Annotated in this window: 13 protein-coding genes, 1 tRNA gene, 3 rRNA genes and 1 other RNA gene; 2 read left to right on the top strand and 16 right to left on the bottom strand. The window is 43.9% G+C overall.

Going from position 1 to position 16,995, the window contains the following annotated elements:
• Position 1: 1 nt before the first annotated feature.
• From AA0Y26_RS22700 to AA0Y26_RS22675, 6 genes are all read right to left on the bottom strand, one after another.
• Positions 2-817 (bottom strand): stage 0 sporulation family protein, encoded by an 816-nt coding sequence (locus tag AA0Y26_RS22700; RefSeq protein ID WP_413364230.1) that lies wholly within the window; start codon positions 815-817, stop codon positions 2-4.
• On the bottom strand, positions 810-1,814 hold the full coding sequence (gene holB / locus AA0Y26_RS22695; protein WP_413364229.1) for a DNA polymerase III subunit delta': 1,005 nt from the start codon (positions 1,812-1,814) through the stop codon (positions 810-812). Before holB ends, AA0Y26_RS22700 begins: the two co-directional genes overlap by 8 nt.
• 117 nt (positions 1,815-1,931) lie before the next feature.
• Entirely contained in the window at positions 1,932-2,369 is a 438-nt protein-coding gene (locus AA0Y26_RS22690) for a YaaR family protein (RefSeq protein ID WP_413364228.1), read from the bottom strand.
• A 19-nt stretch (positions 2,370-2,388) separates the two neighbouring features.
• Positions 2,389-2,718: a cyclic-di-AMP receptor gene (locus AA0Y26_RS22685; RefSeq protein ID WP_413364227.1), complete on the bottom strand. Its 330-nt coding sequence runs from the start codon at positions 2,716-2,718 to the stop codon at positions 2,389-2,391.
• A gap of 63 nt (positions 2,719-2,781) precedes the next feature.
• Positions 2,782-3,417 carry a dTMP kinase gene (gene tmk, locus AA0Y26_RS22680; protein ID WP_413364226.1) on the bottom strand — a complete coding sequence of 212 codons (636 nt, stop codon included), beginning with the start codon at positions 3,415-3,417 and terminating at the stop codon, positions 2,782-2,784.
• A gap of 20 nt (positions 3,418-3,437) precedes the next feature.
• On the bottom strand, positions 3,438-4,859 hold the full coding sequence (locus tag AA0Y26_RS22675) for an aminotransferase class I/II-fold pyridoxal phosphate-dependent enzyme (protein ID WP_413364225.1): 1,422 nt from the start codon (positions 4,857-4,859) through the stop codon (positions 3,438-3,440).
• 162 nt (positions 4,860-5,021) lie between these two features.
• Here AA0Y26_RS22675 and AA0Y26_RS22670 point away from each other — a divergent pair, with 162 nt between their 5' ends.
• Complete coding sequence (locus tag AA0Y26_RS22670) at positions 5,022-5,297, top strand: hypothetical protein (protein ID WP_413364224.1); 276 nt, start codon at positions 5,022-5,024, stop codon at positions 5,295-5,297.
• A gap of 1,281 nt (positions 5,298-6,578) precedes the next feature.
• On the opposite strand, the gene rrf is transcribed toward AA0Y26_RS22670, so the two are convergent.
• The 10 genes from rrf to ffs all read right to left on the bottom strand — a co-directional run bounded on the left by rrf (position 6,579) and on the right by ffs (position 16,077).
• Positions 6,579-6,694, bottom strand: a 5S ribosomal RNA gene (rrf, locus tag AA0Y26_RS22665).
• Positions 6,695-6,756: 62 nt separating this feature from the next.
• Positions 6,757-9,685, bottom strand: a 23S ribosomal RNA gene (locus AA0Y26_RS22660).
• A gap of 277 nt (positions 9,686-9,962) precedes the next feature.
• Positions 9,963-11,517, bottom strand: a 16S ribosomal RNA gene (locus AA0Y26_RS22655).
• Together the 16S, 23S and 5S rRNA genes form the textbook arrangement of a ribosomal RNA operon.
• Positions 11,518-11,863: 346 nt before the next feature.
• Positions 11,864-12,130: a pro-sigmaK processing inhibitor BofA family protein gene (locus AA0Y26_RS22650; protein WP_413364223.1), complete on the bottom strand. Its 267-nt coding sequence runs from the start codon at positions 12,128-12,130 to the stop codon at positions 11,864-11,866.
• Between the two features lie 51 nt (positions 12,131-12,181).
• Positions 12,182-12,397 (bottom strand): YaaL family protein, encoded by a 216-nt coding sequence (locus AA0Y26_RS22645; protein WP_413368364.1) that lies wholly within the window; start codon positions 12,395-12,397, stop codon positions 12,182-12,184.
• Positions 12,398-12,411: 14 nt separating this feature from the next.
• Entirely contained in the window at positions 12,412-13,008 is a 597-nt protein-coding gene (gene recR / locus AA0Y26_RS22640) for a recombination mediator RecR (protein ID WP_413364222.1), read from the bottom strand.
• A 10-nt stretch (positions 13,009-13,018) separates the two neighbouring features.
• Positions 13,019-13,333, bottom strand: a complete 315-nt coding sequence (locus AA0Y26_RS22635) for a YbaB/EbfC family nucleoid-associated protein (RefSeq protein WP_413364221.1) — start codon at positions 13,331-13,333, stop codon at positions 13,019-13,021.
• Between the two features lie 27 nt (positions 13,334-13,360).
• A complete protein-coding gene (dnaX, locus tag AA0Y26_RS22630; protein ID WP_413364220.1) occupies positions 13,361-15,091 on the bottom strand; it encodes a DNA polymerase III subunit gamma/tau in 1,731 nt (576 codons plus the stop codon).
• Between the two features lie 218 nt (positions 15,092-15,309).
• Positions 15,310-15,747 carry a hypothetical protein gene (locus AA0Y26_RS22625; RefSeq protein WP_413364219.1) on the bottom strand — a complete coding sequence of 146 codons (438 nt, stop codon included), beginning with the start codon at positions 15,745-15,747 and terminating at the stop codon, positions 15,310-15,312.
• 64 nt (positions 15,748-15,811) lie between these two features.
• Positions 15,812-16,077: signal recognition particle sRNA large type (ffs, locus tag AA0Y26_RS22620), an RNA gene on the bottom strand.
• Positions 16,078-16,768: 691 nt separating this feature from the next.
• Here ffs and AA0Y26_RS22615 point away from each other — a divergent pair.
• Positions 16,769-16,861 (top strand) — tRNA-Ser (locus tag AA0Y26_RS22615).
• The last annotated feature ends 134 nt before the right edge of the window (positions 16,862-16,995 follow it).

The following is a 16,995-nucleotide window of genomic DNA, read 5'->3' as shown; positions in this document are numbered from 1 at the left end:
TCTATATAAGATTTTTTTCATATTTCAATAATTCTTCAAGAGAATATTCAGCAGTGCGCTCCTGCTCCTGCAAGTATACTTGAATTAAACGTTCAAGAATATTGAGGCCGATTACTTTCCCTTGCCCATCTGGTGTCATTGTTACATCACCGATATCAGGCATGCCTTCTTTAGCAAGCTCATAATCATCATTCTCATATTTCAAACAGCACATTAAACGACCGCAAAGGCCCGAGATTTTCGTTGGGTTAAGCGATAAATTTTGATCTTTTGCCATTTTAATCGATACTGGATCAAAATCACCTAAAAACGTGGAGCAGCAAAGCATACGTCCACATGGACCGATACCGCCTAGAAGTTTTGCTTCATCACGTACACCGATTTGACGCAGTTCAATACGTGTACGGAAAATAGATGCTAAATCTTTTACAAGCTCGCGGAAATCTACACGGCCCTCAGCTGTAAAATAAAAAATGATTTTATTTCGGTCAAACGTATATTCAACATCGACAAGCTTCATTTCTAAGCTATGTTCAACAATCTTTGTAGTCGCTAATTCAAACGCGCGTTTAGACTCTGCCAAATTTTCTTCCACTTGAATGCGGTCTCTTTCATCTGCCGGCCGTACTACTTGTTTAAGCGGCAAGACGACATCATTCTCTTCCACTTGGCGGGTAGGAACAACAACTTTCCCATACTCTATTCCGCGTGCCGTCTCGACAATTACATACTCCCCTACTTCCAGTATGTAAGCAGCCGGATCAAAATAATATATTTTACCCGCTTTTTTAAAGCGGACTCCTACTACATTATACAAATGTATACCCCTCCTGCAAATTTAGCATTAGCTGCTCCATTAATAGCGTTCGGTTCATATTGCGCTGCAGGTTCGCTCGTGCTTGTAAAACCGCTTGCATTTGACTCGATAATCGCTCATACGTTGTATGCAGGGCCATTTCCTTAAAGACATGCAGCATATCCGGATATGTGCAGGCAGCATCAGGGTTGGCCTTGATTGCCACGATATCACGATAAGCAAACAGCAATAAGTCTAATGCTTGTTCCATCTCTGCTTTTTCTTTAAATGAAGGAAGCCATTCTTCATGCACTACAAGCAAAGCTTCATGCACATTACTTTTGACTATCTCCACTAATTTTAACACTGTTTTTCTTGCATGTGCAAACTGCTCTTCCTTGGCAAGAGCTAAGGCAGTTTCAAATTCATTTGTTACCATGCTCACCGTGGAGGCCATAGAATGGGTAACCCCTTGCTCCGTAAGGCGCTCCATTAAAATTTGCCGAGGTACTTTAGAGAACTTAATATGCTGACATCTTGAACGGATTGTCGGTAAAATACTTTGGATTTGCTCCGTCAATAGAATAGCCGTTACTTCTCCATCAGGTTCCTCTAAAAATTTCAGCAGCATATTTGCCGAAGCAGTATTTAATTTATCGGCATGATGCAGGATATAAATTTTGCGTCCGCTTTCCACACCTGTCATCATCATTTCTGCAATCAAATCTCGGATTTGGTCGATCTTAATAAACTGACCTTCAGGCTCAACCTGCTTTATATTTGGATGATTTCCAGAATCAATACGTATACAGTGACGACATGTTTCACATGGAACGTTATCGATCGGATGCTCACATAAGAGAAGCTTCACAAAAAACGTCATGACATCACGCTTTCCTGTGCCTTTTTCGCCATCAAATATATAGGCATGCGCCATTCTGTTCTTTTCATAAATCGTCTGAAGCTGTTTCATTACGATTGGCTGTAATACTTGTAGCTCATCCATTTTTCTTGCCATTTTAATTCACCTTTTCACCTCGGGTAGAAGGGTACTACCTTACTTCATACATCTGAAGCATGAGTAAGCTCCCTTTAGAAAAAATCCCGTGTCTACATACACGACAAAGACACGGGGTTACATATATAGGTTAATTAATAATCCTTTAATTTCACCTATTTTATCTAATAAATCAATCGTTTCTTTTTCTTCATCTAAAATATCGCTGGCAAGTTCTACAAGACGCTCATCTACTGTCTCAACAATTTTTAAGCGGCGGCCTTCACCAAAACGATTCCACGTATGGGATTGCTTTGTTTCCAAGCCATGATTGACTGCTTCTTGTAAAAAGCGTTTTACCAGCATTTTAAAACGTGTCAATTCACGCAAATTCCGTGAACGAGCCACCCGTTCCCCAGCGGCGGAAATATCACCTAGAAGACGTGTCAGCTGCTCTGTTTCCATTTTTGAACCTTGCTTTATAACCATATCCCCAAAACGGCTGCCATTTTGGTTTGTCTGTCTTACTTCATTTTGATTCTGGAAACCGACACGCATATCACGATTAATCTTCACTTAAAAATCCACCTCCATCTTAAAACTGGTGGAACTGTTCTATTGGCAATACGAACACAGTCGCTCCCCCAACTTCCACTTCAACCGGATAAGGAATGTACGAATCTGCACTTCCTCCCAACGGAGATACCGGAGCTACCATCTGCTCACGTGAACGGCAATTGTCTCGAATTACATCAAGTAGTTGCGGAATGCGATCATCATCTACCCCGACTAAAAAAGTCGTATTTCCTGAACGCAAAAATCCACCTGTACTCGCTAGTTTTGTTGCACGAAAATTATATTTCGTTAAAGCATTTGATAAACGATTACTATCCTGATCTTGAATTACTGCTACGACTAATTTCATTCGCCCTCATCCTTTCAGTTGAATGGTGTTACCATTATATCATATTACACTTACTTACTTCATTTACTTTTCTTCTATCAAACTTTTTACTATCAACCAAGCCTCTTCAGCTACTTCCTTTAAGGGGCGGTTTGCATCTATAAGAATGATGCGGTTTGGATCTTCCACCGCTAGTTGTAAATAGCCGTTTCGTACTTTTTCATGAAATGCAAGGCTTTCTACATCTAGCCGATTAATTTCATTTTGCCGGTTAGCCTCAATGCGGGCTAAACCGATAGCGGGTTCTAAATCAAACAGAATAGTTTTATCAGGCATCCTTGTTCCTATTGCAAATTCATTAATGGCCCGTACCTTTTCTATACCTAAGCCACGGCCTATTCCTTGATAAACTAGAGAAGAATCGATAAAGCGATCACAGAGGACAAGCTTGCCAGACTGAAGAGCCGGTTCTACTTTCTCATAAAAATGCTGGCTGCGTGCTGAGGCATATAACAATGCTTCTGTATGAGCATCCATTGCAGTATGTTCCGGACTTAGGATGATCTCTCTAATTTTCTCTGCAATTTCAATTCCGCCTGGTTCACGTGTCGATAAAAATTCGATGTGTTCATTCTCCAGTCGCTCGACAATCGCCTTTAAAACTGATGTTTTCCCTGCTCCCTCTGGACCTTCGAATGTAATAAATAAATTTCTTACCATTTTCTATATTCCTCCAACAACTACTTTAGTACTTGAATTAAACGTTCTTCCAGACGATGGTCTCCTTGAAACGAAGCATTGATGGCTAGTAACTCTTCTAGCTGGCTCAGTTTAGAAACCGTAATCTTCTCTCCTGGAACAAATAAGGGGATGCCAGGAGGATAAGGAATAAGCATACTGCCTGCTACTCGATCCATTGCTCGCATATAGGGAATCCATTCCTTTTCCATAGATTCTATTTCCGCAAATGAGGCATTAGGCGTAATAATAGAGGCCATTTTATATTGTTTACCCATTTGAGGCTGTTCGCTACCCTTTTTCATTTTTAATTGGGTTACAGCATTTTTCATCCTTATTCTTATATCTGCATAAGGGTATACTTCCCCATGCTTCAATAAGGGCAAGACGAGCAGTACCTGGTCTATATCCGCTAATTCAGGATAGAGTAAATTTTCTTCCATCGCCAATTTTAGCTCCATCCCCGTATAGCCTGCCATACGAATACATACCTTTAATGGATCATCTGCTTCAATGATTTTCAACTCTGGAATTGATTCCAAGGCCTCTATCCATTGATTTCGTTTCTCCAGACAGTATACTGCATCACTTTCCTTATATTTGCTGATATAGTGCCTTGCATCATCCAAGGAGGCAAGAAGTGGATAGGAGGGGCTGCTCGACTGCAGCATGCGTAGATAATGATTGAGCCTGCGATCGGAGACAAGCTTAGATTTGACATGCATAAAGGAAGCCATTGTCATTGCCGGCAGCGTCTTGTGAGCGGATTGCACTACTATATCTGCCCCTAGATCAAGAGCTGATGTTGGGAACCTTTTACTTGCTGTAAAATGAGCTCCATGTGCTTCATCTACTAGAACGGGAATATGGTGTTCATGACAGAGCTCAATCTGCTCTTTCAAATCTTTTGCCACCATCCCGTAGTATGTAGGAGAAGTAAGAATAAGGCCCTTTGCTTCTGGATGCTGTTCTAATGCTTCTTTTATAGTCTCAAATGGAACCGCCCCAGCCGCTTTCATATGTTCGTCCCACTGAGGTGCTAAATAGACTGGTTTGGCACCAACTAATTCTATTGCATGGAAGACAGATTTATGCGCATTTCTTTGAACTAAAATAGTATCTCCTTGTTTACATACCACATAAACCATAGCTAAATTTCCCACTGTAGAGCCATTTACTAGAAAAAAGCTGCGATCTGCTCCATAAGTTTCTGCCAGAAGTTTTTGGGCTTCATCAATCGCCTCTTCAGGATGATGGAAGTCATCCAGTCCGGATAACTCGGTTACATCATAAATAAGGGCTTTTTTTAGTTCCTTCGGCAACGATGAAAGAAGTCCGTTTTTATGCCCAGGAACATGCAGAGAATGGGGCTCTTTTTCTACAAATTTCTGCAGGGCCTCTACAAGTGGTCTTTCACTTCTCATTTCTATTCACTCCGTTCATTGTTCTTTCTTTATTATAGAAGTTACAAGAGCGAAAACCAACTGTTGGAGGTAACAGTAATCTAAAAAGAACCTTTTTGTAAAGTTTGTTATCAATATAGCCAAAACTGGGCTTTACACTATCATAAAGAGGAAATGATCGGGATGAAGCTAATCGTTATTAGAACAACAGGCAGAGTAGGTCTAGAGTTTATAAAAATGGCTGTAGATCAAATGTATAAAGCGGCTGCCTTCATTCATATATCCGAAAAGCTACAGACAATTACCCGTGTACGTACAAAAAGAGATGTATTTGATGAAGTTGTAGTAGTAGAAGTGATTAGAAGACAGGGTGCTGCTATTTCATGCAACAGTTCTACCGAGGTACCTGACAAGCACACCTCTATTCAATGCATGGGGAAAATAGTTGAGATGGAATAAGGAAGGCTATAATCCTATCATTTATTATATTTGAATGACGACTAATAGATATAAATACTTCGCACTTCAAAAAGGTTAGTAATAGAGCGCTGGAAAAAGATTGAAAAGAGCATCGTGCATCCGCAGATTATCTAATCTCTCAAAGTGTCATTTATATTATTGTCCGATGGAATTAAAAGTGCCCCTTTAGAATTAGGTCACGAAGAATCTTTTGATAGTATTCCAACTTCCTCTAATTCAATTCCTCGGGACAGCATGCCTATTTTTATTAAGAGTATGATCAGTTAAAAATATAACAATACCTCTTTTGGACTTGCTAGTCGAAAATCCGGACTAGAAAAAGCTGCTTAGAAAGGCGAGACAGGCAGCTCATTTCTTGATGTGTCAATTATGAAGTGATAGATGACTCTGATTGTTCAACACTTGAATAATAATTTTTTTTACGGTTTAATTATCTTTATTAGGGCAATTTGTTTTCTCTAATTTCTATCATTAAATTACACAGATAATATAATATTCCTTTTTAAAATTAATAGGAGAATAGAAGGTTTTAAATTGATTCTTAAGGCTTTGTTTCATGTACTCTAATTATTGGACGATTGTAAGGTCTTTTGTAAACGAAAACCAATGCATTAAGATTGGATTTTACTTACGAAGCGCCTTCCTACTCTCAGAGGGGCGCCTCCAACTACCATCGACGCTATCGTCGCAGCGCGATGACTGGCGAATGACGGCGTCATCTGCGCTCACTCTTTCAGTCACGTACCGAGTACGTTCCTTCTTTTGCTCCCTTGTTTCCTTGTCCTTCTTGGTCCTCCCACTGCTCGGGGAAATTCGTATCGTATTCTTTGATTTCCTTACATAAAATGAATCCTTCGGTTTGCGCGCCGATCTCACCTTCGGTGTTTGGTGGTTGGGAGCTTTTTTGGCAATAAAAAAACCCAACCTCTACAGGTTGAGTCTTGTTGCCCAGCGATGTCCTACTCTCACAGGGGCGCCCTCCAACTACCATCGACCCTGTCTTCGCAGCGCGATGACCGGCGAATGACGGCGTCATCTGCGCTCACTCTTTCAGTCACGTACCGAGTACGTTCCTTCTTTTGCTCCCTTGTTTCCTTGTCCTTCTTGGTCCTCCCACTGCTCGGGGATTACAATCCGTAGCTTTCGATTCTTTTGATAAAAAGAACCTTTCGCTTACGCGCCGGGCTCACCTTCGGTGTTTGGTCGTTGGGAGCTTTTTTGGCAATAAAAAAACTCAACCTCTACAGGTTGAGTCTGATTGCCCAGCGATGTCCTACTCTCACAGGGGGAAGCCCCCAACTACCATCGGCGCTAGAGAGCTTAACTTCCGTGTTCGGTATGGGAACGGGTGTGGCCTCTCTGCCATCATCACTAGACATATGAAAGAAGTTTATTCTTTCAAAACTGGATAAACGTTTCATTGTGCAGCACACAAAATTTGGTTAAGTCCTCGACCGATTAGTATTCGTCAGCTCCATATGTCGCCATACTTCCACCTCGAACCTATCTACCTGATCGTCTTTCAGGGGTCTTACTTACTTGCGTAATGGGAAATCTCATCTTGAGGGGGGCTTCATGCTTAGATGCTTTCAGCACTTATCCCGTCCATACATAGCTACCCAGCGATGCCCTTGGCAGAACAACTGGTACACCAGCGGTATGTCCATCCCGGTCCTCTCGTACTAAGGACAGCTCCTCTCAAATTTCCTACGCCCACGACGGATAGGGACCGAACTGTCTCACGACGTTCTGAACCCAGCTCGCGTACCGCTTTAATGGGCGAACAGCCCAACCCTTGGGACCGACTACAGCCCCAGGATGCGATGAGCCGACATCGAGGTGCCAAACCTCCCCGTCGATGTGGACTCTTGGGGGAGATAAGCCTGTTATCCCCGGGGTAGCTTTTATCCGTTGAGCGATGGCCCTTCCATGCGGAACCACCGGATCACTAAGCCCGTCTTTCGACCCTGCTCGACTTGTAGGTCTCGCAGTCAAGCTCCCTTGTGCCTTTACACTCTACGAATGATTTCCAACCATTCTGAGGGAACCTTTGGGCGCCTCCGTTACCTTTTAGGAGGCGACCGCCCCAGTCAAACTGTCCGTCTGACACTGTCTCCTGCCCCGATGAGGGGCATGGGTTAGAATTTCAATACAACCAGGGTAGTATCCCACCGACGCCTCCTCCGAAGCTGGCGCTCCGGGCTCTCTGGCTCCTACCTATCCTGTACAAGTTGTACCAAAATTCAATATCAAACTACAGTAAAGCTCCACGGGGTCTTTCCGTCCTGTCGCGGGTAACCTGCATCTTCACAGGTACTATAATTTCACCGAGTCTCTCGTTGAGACAGTGCCCAGATCGTTACGCCTTTCGTGCGGGTCGGAACTTACCCGACAAGGAATTTCGCTACCTTAGGACCGTTATAGTTACGGCCGCCGTTTACTGGGGCTTCAATTCACAGCTTCGCTTGCGCTAACCGCTCCTCTTAACCTTCCAGCACCGGGCAGGCGTCAGCCCCTATACGTCACCTTACGGTTTTGCAGAGACCTGTGTTTTTGCTAAACAGTCGCCTGGGCCTATTCACTGCGGCTCTCTCGGGCTTTCACCCTACCAGAGCACCCCTTCTCCCGAAGTTACGGGGTCATTTTGCCGAGTTCCTTAACGAGAGTTCTCTCGCACACCTTAGGATTCTCTCCTCGACTACCTGTGTCGGTTTGCGGTACGGGTACCTCCCACCTCGATAGAGGCTTTTCTTGGCAGTGTGAGATCAGGAACTTCGTCCATACGGACTCGTCATCACAGCTCAACGTTACAGTGTGCGGATTTGCCTACACACACGCCTTACTGCTTGAACAGAGACAACCAACGCTCTGCTTACCCTACCCTACTGCGTCCCCCCATTTCTCAAACGGTGGGGAGGTAGTACAGGAATATCAACCTGTTGTCCATCGCCTACGCCTGTCGGCCTCGGCTTAGGTCCCGACTAACCCTGAGCGGACGAGCCTTCCTCAGGAAACCTTAGTCATACGGTGGACGGGATTCTCACCCGTCTTTCGCTACTCATACCGGCATTCTCACTTCTAACCGCTCCACCAGTCCTTCCGGTCTGACTTCAACGCAGTTAGAACGCTCTCCTACCACTGACATCAAAGATGTCAATCCACAGCTTCGGTGAATCGTTTAGCCCCGATACATTTTCGGCGCAGCGTCACTCGACCAGTGAGCTATTACGCACTCTTTAAATGATGGCTGCTTCTAAGCCAACATCCTGGTTGTCTAAGCAACGCCACATCCTTTTCCACTTAACGATTACTTTGGGACCTTAGCTGGTGGTCTGGGCTGTTTCCCTTTTGACTACGGATCTTATCACTCGCAGTCTGACTCCCGTGTATAAATATCCGGCATTCGGAGTTTGTCTGAATTCGGTAAAGCGAGATGCCCCCCTAGTCCAAACAGTGCTCTACCTCCGGTATTCTCAATCACGAGGCTAGCCCTAAAGCTATTTCGGAGAGAACCAGCTATCTCCAAGTTCGATTGGAATTTCTCCGCTACCCACACCTCATCCCCGCACTTTTCAACGTGCGTGGGTTCGGGCCTCCAGTAAGTGTTACCTCACCTTCACCCTGGACATGGGTAGATCACCTGGTTTCGGGTCTACGACCACGTACTATTTCGCCCTATTCAGACTCGCTTTCGCTGCGGCTCCGTCTTCTCAACTTAACCTCGCACGTAATCGTAACTCGCCGGTTCATTCTACAAAAGGCACGCTATCACCCATTAACGGGCTCTAACTACTTGTAGGCACACGGTTTCAGGTTCTCTTTCACTCCCCTCCCGGGGTGCTTTTCACCTTTCCCTCACGGTACTGGTTCACTATCGGTCACTAGGTAGTATTTAGCCTTGGGAGATGGTCCTCCCGGATTCCGACGGAATTTCACGTGTTCCGCCGTACTCAGGATCCACTCTGGAGGGAATAACTTTTTGGCTACAGGGCTTTTACCTGCTCTGGCGGACCTTTCCAAGTCGCTTCGCCTAAATCATTCCTTTGTAACTCCGTATAGAGTGTCCTACAACCCCAAGAGGCAAGCCTCTTGGTTTGGGCTCTTCCCGTTTCGCTCGCCGCTACTCAGGGAATCGAATTTTCTTTCTCTTCCTCCAGGTACTTAGATGTTTCAGTTCCCTGGGTCTGTCTCTAACGCGCTATGAATTCACGCGAAAGTACTGCGCGATTAAACGCAGTGGGTTCCCCCATTCGGAAATCCCCGGATCAAAGCTTACTTACAGCTCCCCGAGGCATATCGGTGTTAGTGCCGTCCTTCATCGACTCCTAGTGCCAAGGCATCCACCGTGCGCCCTTATTAACTTAACCAATAAGTTAACGCTAACTCGAAGAGTTAGACTTCAGTTTACACGTCAATTGCTTGACTTGTTTGACTCATATCTATTTAAAGATAGAAATTTGTGTTTGCTTTCAATGTCGTTTTATCCAGTTTTCAAAGAACAAGTGTGCTACCTGTGTCTACTTCTTCGCACATTTGCGACGAGTAACCGCAGGAGCAAGTTTTGAAAGTATGAACTTTCAAAACTGAACAGCAAGAACGTTAACGTATATCACCGAGTGATATACTTCCGAAAAATATCCTTAGAAAGGAGGTGATCCAGCCGCACCTTCCGATACGGCTACCTTGTTACGACTTCACCCCAATCATCTATCCCACCTTCGGCGGCTGGCTCCAAAAGGTTACCTCACCGACTTCGGGTGTTACAAACTCTCGTGGTGTGACGGGCGGTGTGTACAAGGCCCGGGAACGTATTCACCGCGGCATGCTGATCCGCGATTACTAGCGATTCCGGCTTCATGTAGGCGAGTTGCAGCCTACAATCCGAACTGAGAACGGTTTTATCGGATTAGCTCCCCCTCGCGGGTTGGCAACCGTTTGTACCGTCCATTGTAGCACGTGTGTAGCCCAGGTCATAAGGGGCATGATGATTTGACGTCATCCCCACCTTCCTCCGGTTTGTCACCGGCAGTCTCCTTAGAGTGCCCAACTAAATGATGGCAACTAAGAACAAGGGTTGCGCTCGTTGCGGGACTTAACCCAACATCTCACGACACGAGCTGACGACAACCATGCACCACCTGTCACCGTTGTCCCCGAAGGGAAAACTGTATCTCTACAGTGGTCAATGGGATGTCAAGACCTGGTAAGGTTCTTCGCGTTGCTTCGAATTAAACCACATGCTCCACCGCTTGTGCGGGCCCCCGTCAATTCCTTTGAGTTTCAGTCTTGCGACCGTACTCCCCAGGCGGAGTGCTTAATGCGTTAGCTGCAGCACTAAGGGGCGGAAACCCCCTAACACTTAGCACTCATCGTTTACGGCGTGGACTACCAGGGTATCTAATCCTGTTTGCTCCCCACGCTTTCGCGCCTCAGCGTCAGTTACAGACCAGAAAGTCGCCTTCGCCACTGGTGTTCCTCCAAATCTCTACGCATTTCACCGCTACACTTGGAATTCCACTTTCCTCTTCTGCACTCAAGTCCCCCAGTTTCCAATGACCCTCCACGGTTGAGCCGTGGGCTTTCACATCAGACTTAAAGGACCGCCTGCGCGCGCTTTACGCCCAATAATTCCGGACAACGCTTGCCACCTACGTATTACCGCGGCTGCTGGCACGTAGTTAGCCGTGGCTTTCTAATAAGGTACCGTCAAGGTACAGCCAGTTACTACTGTACTTGTTCTTCCCTTACAACAGAGTTTTACGAACCGAAATCCTTCTTCACTCACGCGGCGTTGCTCCATCAGACTTTCGTCCATTGTGGAAGATTCCCTACTGCTGCCTCCCGTAGGAGTCTGGGCCGTGTCTCAGTCCCAGTGTGGCCGATCACCCTCTCAGGTCGGCTACGCATCGTCGCCTTGGTGAGCCGTTACCTCACCAACTAGCTAATGCGCCGCGGGCCCATCCTGTAGCGATAGCAGAACCATCTTTCAACTTTCTAACATGAGGTAGAAAGTATCATCCGGTATTAGCCCCGGTTTCCCGGAGTTATCCCAGACTACAGGGCAGGTTGCCCACGTGTTACTCACCCGTCCGCCGCTAACGTTAAGTCGGTGCAAGCACCAACAAAACGTCCGCTCGACTTGCATGTATTAGGCACGCCGCCAGCGTTCGTCCTGAGCCAGGATCAAACTCTCCATAAAAGTAGTTTGAGTTAAGCTCAAAATGTTGCTGACTATTGTTTTAGTCAAATTGTCTCTTTCAATTAAGAAAGAAAATTATTGTTAACGTCTTGCTTGTTCAGTTTTCAAAGTTCATTTTGTTACCACTTCTTTAGCAGCAACTCTTATATATTAACACTTTCCGAAGTTCGTGTCAACCACTTTTTAAAATTTCTTCGTTGCCGTTTTCACAGCAACTTTTATATCTTATCATAAGTATTGAACGGCGTCAATACTTTTCGTAAGAACAATTCAATTTTATTCAGTCGCCTTAACGACTTTATATACTATATCATATGTTTATTAACAGAGCAAGCTTTTCTAGCAATTATTTTATAAAAGATAAGAATAAAACAACCCCGACTCCTGAGAAACCTAATATAGCTACCGTTATAATGGAAAACAGATTAATTGTAACCTCTGTTCCATAATGAGCGCATACTAAATGGACAATATAGAGTACGAATATACTTATCGCAAACCGAAACCAGAAGATAGAAAGCCGTTCTAGCCAAACGCCTTTTTTACTCTTCCTACCTATTAATAATACAAAAAACAGCAGCAAACAAATTGCGCCGATAATTAACGCTTGCATATGCTTTCCCTCCATTTATAGAAGCGTATGCTTTTGCTGCTGCTGTTATTTCTATTTAATGATAACTCGACGAATACGGGCCTCTTTGAATAAATAAAAATGTATACTTTCCGCTGCTTTTCTTTGGGCAATGACATCCAGATTATAGTCATCAATCAATTCTTCCAGCGCCTTAGCATGATGAAAATCATCTTTTGTTTCCTTGATCAGTTGAACAAGCTTTTCGTCGAACTCCCGCTTTAACTTTCCCTTCCGAGAAAAAAACACCTCAATCACTCACCTTATAATTCGCGTCGCCCTTCTAACGCCTTGGATAATGTTACTTCATCTGCATATTCTAAGTCTCCGCCAACAGGCAATCCATGAGCAATTCGCGTCGTCCGAATGCCAGATGGCTTTACTAGACGGGAAATATACATGGCTGTCGCTTCCCCTTCAATAGTAGGATTTGTAGCCAAAATTAATTCCTGTACCCGCTCGTCATGGAGACGAGTTAATAATGAAGCAACATTAATATCTTCTGGTCCTACACCATCCATTGGTGAGATAGCTCCGTGAAGAACATGATAAAGCCCTTGATAATCCCGCATTTTCTCCATAGCAATAACATCTTTTGGATCCTGTACAACACAAATCATAGAATGATCACGCTGCTTATCCTGACAAATGCGACATGGGTCAATATCTGTAATGTGTCCGCACTGCGAGCAGTACATTAAATTACGCTTTGCATCAATGAGGGCTTTCGCAAAATTTGATACGGTGTCCTCTTTCATTGTCAACACGAAAAATGCCAGCCGAGCCGCAGTTTTCGGCCCGATGCCTGGCAATTTCATAAAACTATCAATTAGTCTTGATATTGGTTCCGGATAGTGCATATTTTACCTCCTAGAATGGAAGGTTTAAGCCTTGAGTGAATTTACCCATTGTTGAAGCTGTTGTTTCCTCTACCTTTTTCAGCGCTTCATTTGTTGCTACCACAATTAGGTCTTGCAGCATTTCAATATCATCTGGATCTACTACTGACTCATCTAAGTTCACTTCAAGCACTTCACGTTGGCCGTTTAAGATTACTTTTACCATACCGCCGCCAGCTGTACCTTCGAATTGTTGTTGATTTAACGTTTCTTGTGCTTCCATCATTTCTTTTTGCATCTTTTGCATTTTCTTCATCATACCTTGCATATTGCCCATACCACGCATATTGAATTCCTCCTTAAAGTTCAATCATTAATCTTCGACAACCTCAACAAAATCTTTTCCGAATAAATTTTCTGCCTCCAAGACAAGAGGATCCTGGGACGCCACAGGGGTATCATCTTCAATAAATAGCTCTGCTTCCTCTGTCTCGCTTGAAGTCTCCTCCTGTTTCTTCTGGTTAAGTCCATTGTCTCGAATGAACTCCTCCCGTAAAGAAAGCCATTGCGTCTCGGGAATACAAAGCATTTCATAAGTCGTACCAAGACTCATGGCTAGATTTTGAGTGAAAACCATCGTAAATTCCCTGTTTTCGGCTACCATTTGACAATGAATATCATACTTGAATTTTACCACAAAAGCATTAGAAGATGCGGCAACTGGCTCTGCATCATTTAAAAGAGCCGCCTGTGATTTTTGAAGGGAAGCCAAAGCTTGTGCCCACCCTGCTTTGATTTTTTGAAGATCACCTTTTGTTGCCGTTTTCAGGACTTCCTGTATACGACCAATCGGTGCCTTAAAGCCATTGGCACTTTTTGCTCGTGGCCGTTCCTGTTTTGCCTGAGAAGCAGCAGCAGGTGCACCGCCACCTTGCAGTTGCTGTGTTAACTGGCGGACCATATTTTCCAGTGCTCCCACTTTCCCTTGGATGGCCGGATCAATCGCTCCTCCGCCCGCAGAATTATGCTGTGCCATTTTTAAAAGAGCTGTCTCAAGATAAATCTTTGTATGGTGAGAAAAGCGCATCTCCTGTTGTGTTTTTGCCAAAATATCGATAAATCCGTAGAGTGTTTCTGCCGGGTAATTTTGTGCGAGAGCGATAAACTGTTCTTCCGGTGCAATTAATTGAAGAAGTTCCGATAAATCCTCTCCTGTCTGCAATAAAAGAAGGTCACGGAAAAATGTAATTAAATCCTCCGCTAAACGAAGAGGCTCTTTCCCATCTGCAATTAATTCTTCTAATAAGGAAAGAACTTTAGCCACATCTTTTTCAAGCAGCCCTTGTGAAAGGTCATAAAAGACATCTTGGCTGACAGATCCCGTTACAAGAAGCGCATCCTCCGCTTGAACCATATCACTGCTAAAGGACACTACTTGATCAAGCAGACTCAGTGCATCACGCATCCCGCCTGCCGCTGATTGGGCGATAACCTTCAGCGCTTGTTCCTCATACTGTAGTTCAATATCTTCTAATACAACTTTCATTCTCTCTAGGATATCCTGTGTCGATAGGCGTTTAAAATCAAAACGTTGACACCGGGAGATAATCGTAGCCGGCAATTTATGCGGCTCTGTGGTTGCCAAAATGAATACCGCATGCTCTGGAGGTTCTTCTAATGTTTTCAGAAGTGCATTAAAGGCACTTGTGGAAAGCATATGCACCTCATCAATGATGTACACTTTAAAACGTGCATTTGCCGGAGCAAACCGAACCTTTTCTATAATATCGCGCATTTCCTCGACGCGAGAGTTAGAAGCAGCGTCAAATTCAATTACATCTGTATGTGATCCTTCTGTAATACTCTTACACGTCGGACATTCATTACACGGTTCACTGGCTGGTGCATTCTCACAGTTCAAAGCTTTCGCAAAAATTTTAGCTGTACTTGTTTTCCCTGTACCACGCGGGCCTGAAAAGAGATATGCATGCGTTGTTTTGCTAGCTAGGAGAGCATTTTGCAACGTTCTTTTGACATGAGTTTGCCCCGACATTTCACGAAATGACTGAGGTCGATAAACTCGGTAAAATGCTTGATATGTCAATGTTTCCCTCTCCCTTTCTCAAGTAATCAATTACGTACAGTATATCATAATCAAACATTCGTTTTCGCTTTTTTCACTTCTTTCAGCGAATGCCACTCACATGTGCGGAAGAAGAAAAAGCTTCCCGATAGTCATCCTATTCATAAAAAGTTTCTGAAAGAAAAGGAAACTCAAGTTCTGCAGGATTAGGCATACAGATGAAGCGTAATTACTATTTTTTATTTCATATAATAATTCGGTTTTGTCTTCGGATCAAAAAAGCGTGTAACTGCAAACCAAATAATAAAACTAACAGTAAGCAGTACTTTTATTTTTAACGGCCACTCAACTTTTAAATCTACCGCTGCAGCCAGCAGTATAATGAAAGCTCCAAACGTATAGAGAGCCTGCCAAACAATATACTCCCTATGTTCTTTTCCTCCGCATAATTTATTCAGCAGTCTGTCAACCAGATCTGAACCATTATGTTCAAAGTGAATATGACGGAGAAATTCCGCTTGTACACGCCGCGAAAAGATAAAAAGCACGGCGCCTACTATAAAAGTAACGAAGGGAATTCCATAAACTGCCCCTTCAAAATTGAACATCGCTGTAAATAAGCCCGCAAAGCCAAATGCATAGCCAAAGCGCCTAAACAATCGTTCAAATGCCAGCATATGTACCTCCTAAATAAAAAAAGCATCCGTCTATTAGACGAATGCTTGAATTGGCATATTCATGCCGTGCACCTTTCTCTGACAGCCGTACACAAGCGTTACTCTTGTCGCCAGCTCAAGTTAGGCTACCCCGCGGCACATGAACGGGACCACTTAATGCTGCTTCCTTCCGGACCTGACATGGTTCATGGGTGTCCATTGCGCAGGACCCAACCGTCAACACTACGTGCAAGAGGCAGACCAAACATACGGACAGCCTCGGAAAGGACTTCAGTCTCGCTAGAGCGGATTGCGAGTTACAGGGCACCGCTACCTCCCCACCTAGCACGGCAATATCTAGTATACTAATACAACATAAAAAAAGCAATGGAATAAACCTGCCATTTAAAGAGGTATTTTATGGCTTCAAAGAAAAGACATAAATCTATTGACCATACAGCCCTGTGGCAGAAAGTACGAAAGCATGCTCAAGTCTCTGATGTAATTAGGAACCAGTTATTTTTCCCTTCATTACTGCTTTCAAAATTTTCGCGGACCCACTGTATTTATTAACCCGGGGATTTTATTCTTCAGAACACATTTGACGTATAATGATATCTCCTGGACGTGTGAAGATTCAATAATATTTTAAGGGCTTCCGGCATTTCATTGAAAAGACAGGCGGTAGATTACGCATGACAAAGTGCGGGAAATAATTTCTCTCTAACGCTTTTCGTCGTTCTCCTTCCCTCCTTCTACTGATATTGAATTACTTATATTCTTTATTTTGTTTTCTCTCGCCTCCATAGGAAAGGACATAGGCTCAAAACAATACCTATTGTATTGCTCACGAGTTTTTTCCTTTAATAAGAAATGAACCCGGTTGCTCAAGTCGATAGGTGTTGTCTATCCCATTTTTCTATCTCTTTTTCAATGACTTCTTACTACACAAACTTATCTATATTTCCTTTTATAAATTGTTGACTTTATTTTTGGCCCATGATATAGTAATTTTTGTCGAAAAGATAACTCGACTTTATACGGAGGAATACCCAAGTCCGGCTGAAGGGATCGGTCTTGAAAACCGACAGGCGGGTTAAACCGCGCGGGGGTTCGAATCCCTCTTCCTCCGCCATTTTCATTACATGTTCACCGCTCTTGAAGCGGTTTTTTCTTTTCTTGCCCTTTTTTTCTTAAAAGAGTGAGGGGAAATAGATATTTTTTCAAAAGTGCGGCCTGTAAATTCTATTTATAGGACTGCGCTTTTTT

It is taken from the genome of Lysinibacillus canaveralius (assembly GCF_047301505.1).
GTDB lineage: Bacteria > Bacillota > Bacilli > Bacillales_A > Planococcaceae > Lysinibacillus_B.
The sequence above is the reverse complement of the archived record's forward strand: the minus strand, read 5'-3'. Positions and strand labels throughout refer to the sequence as shown.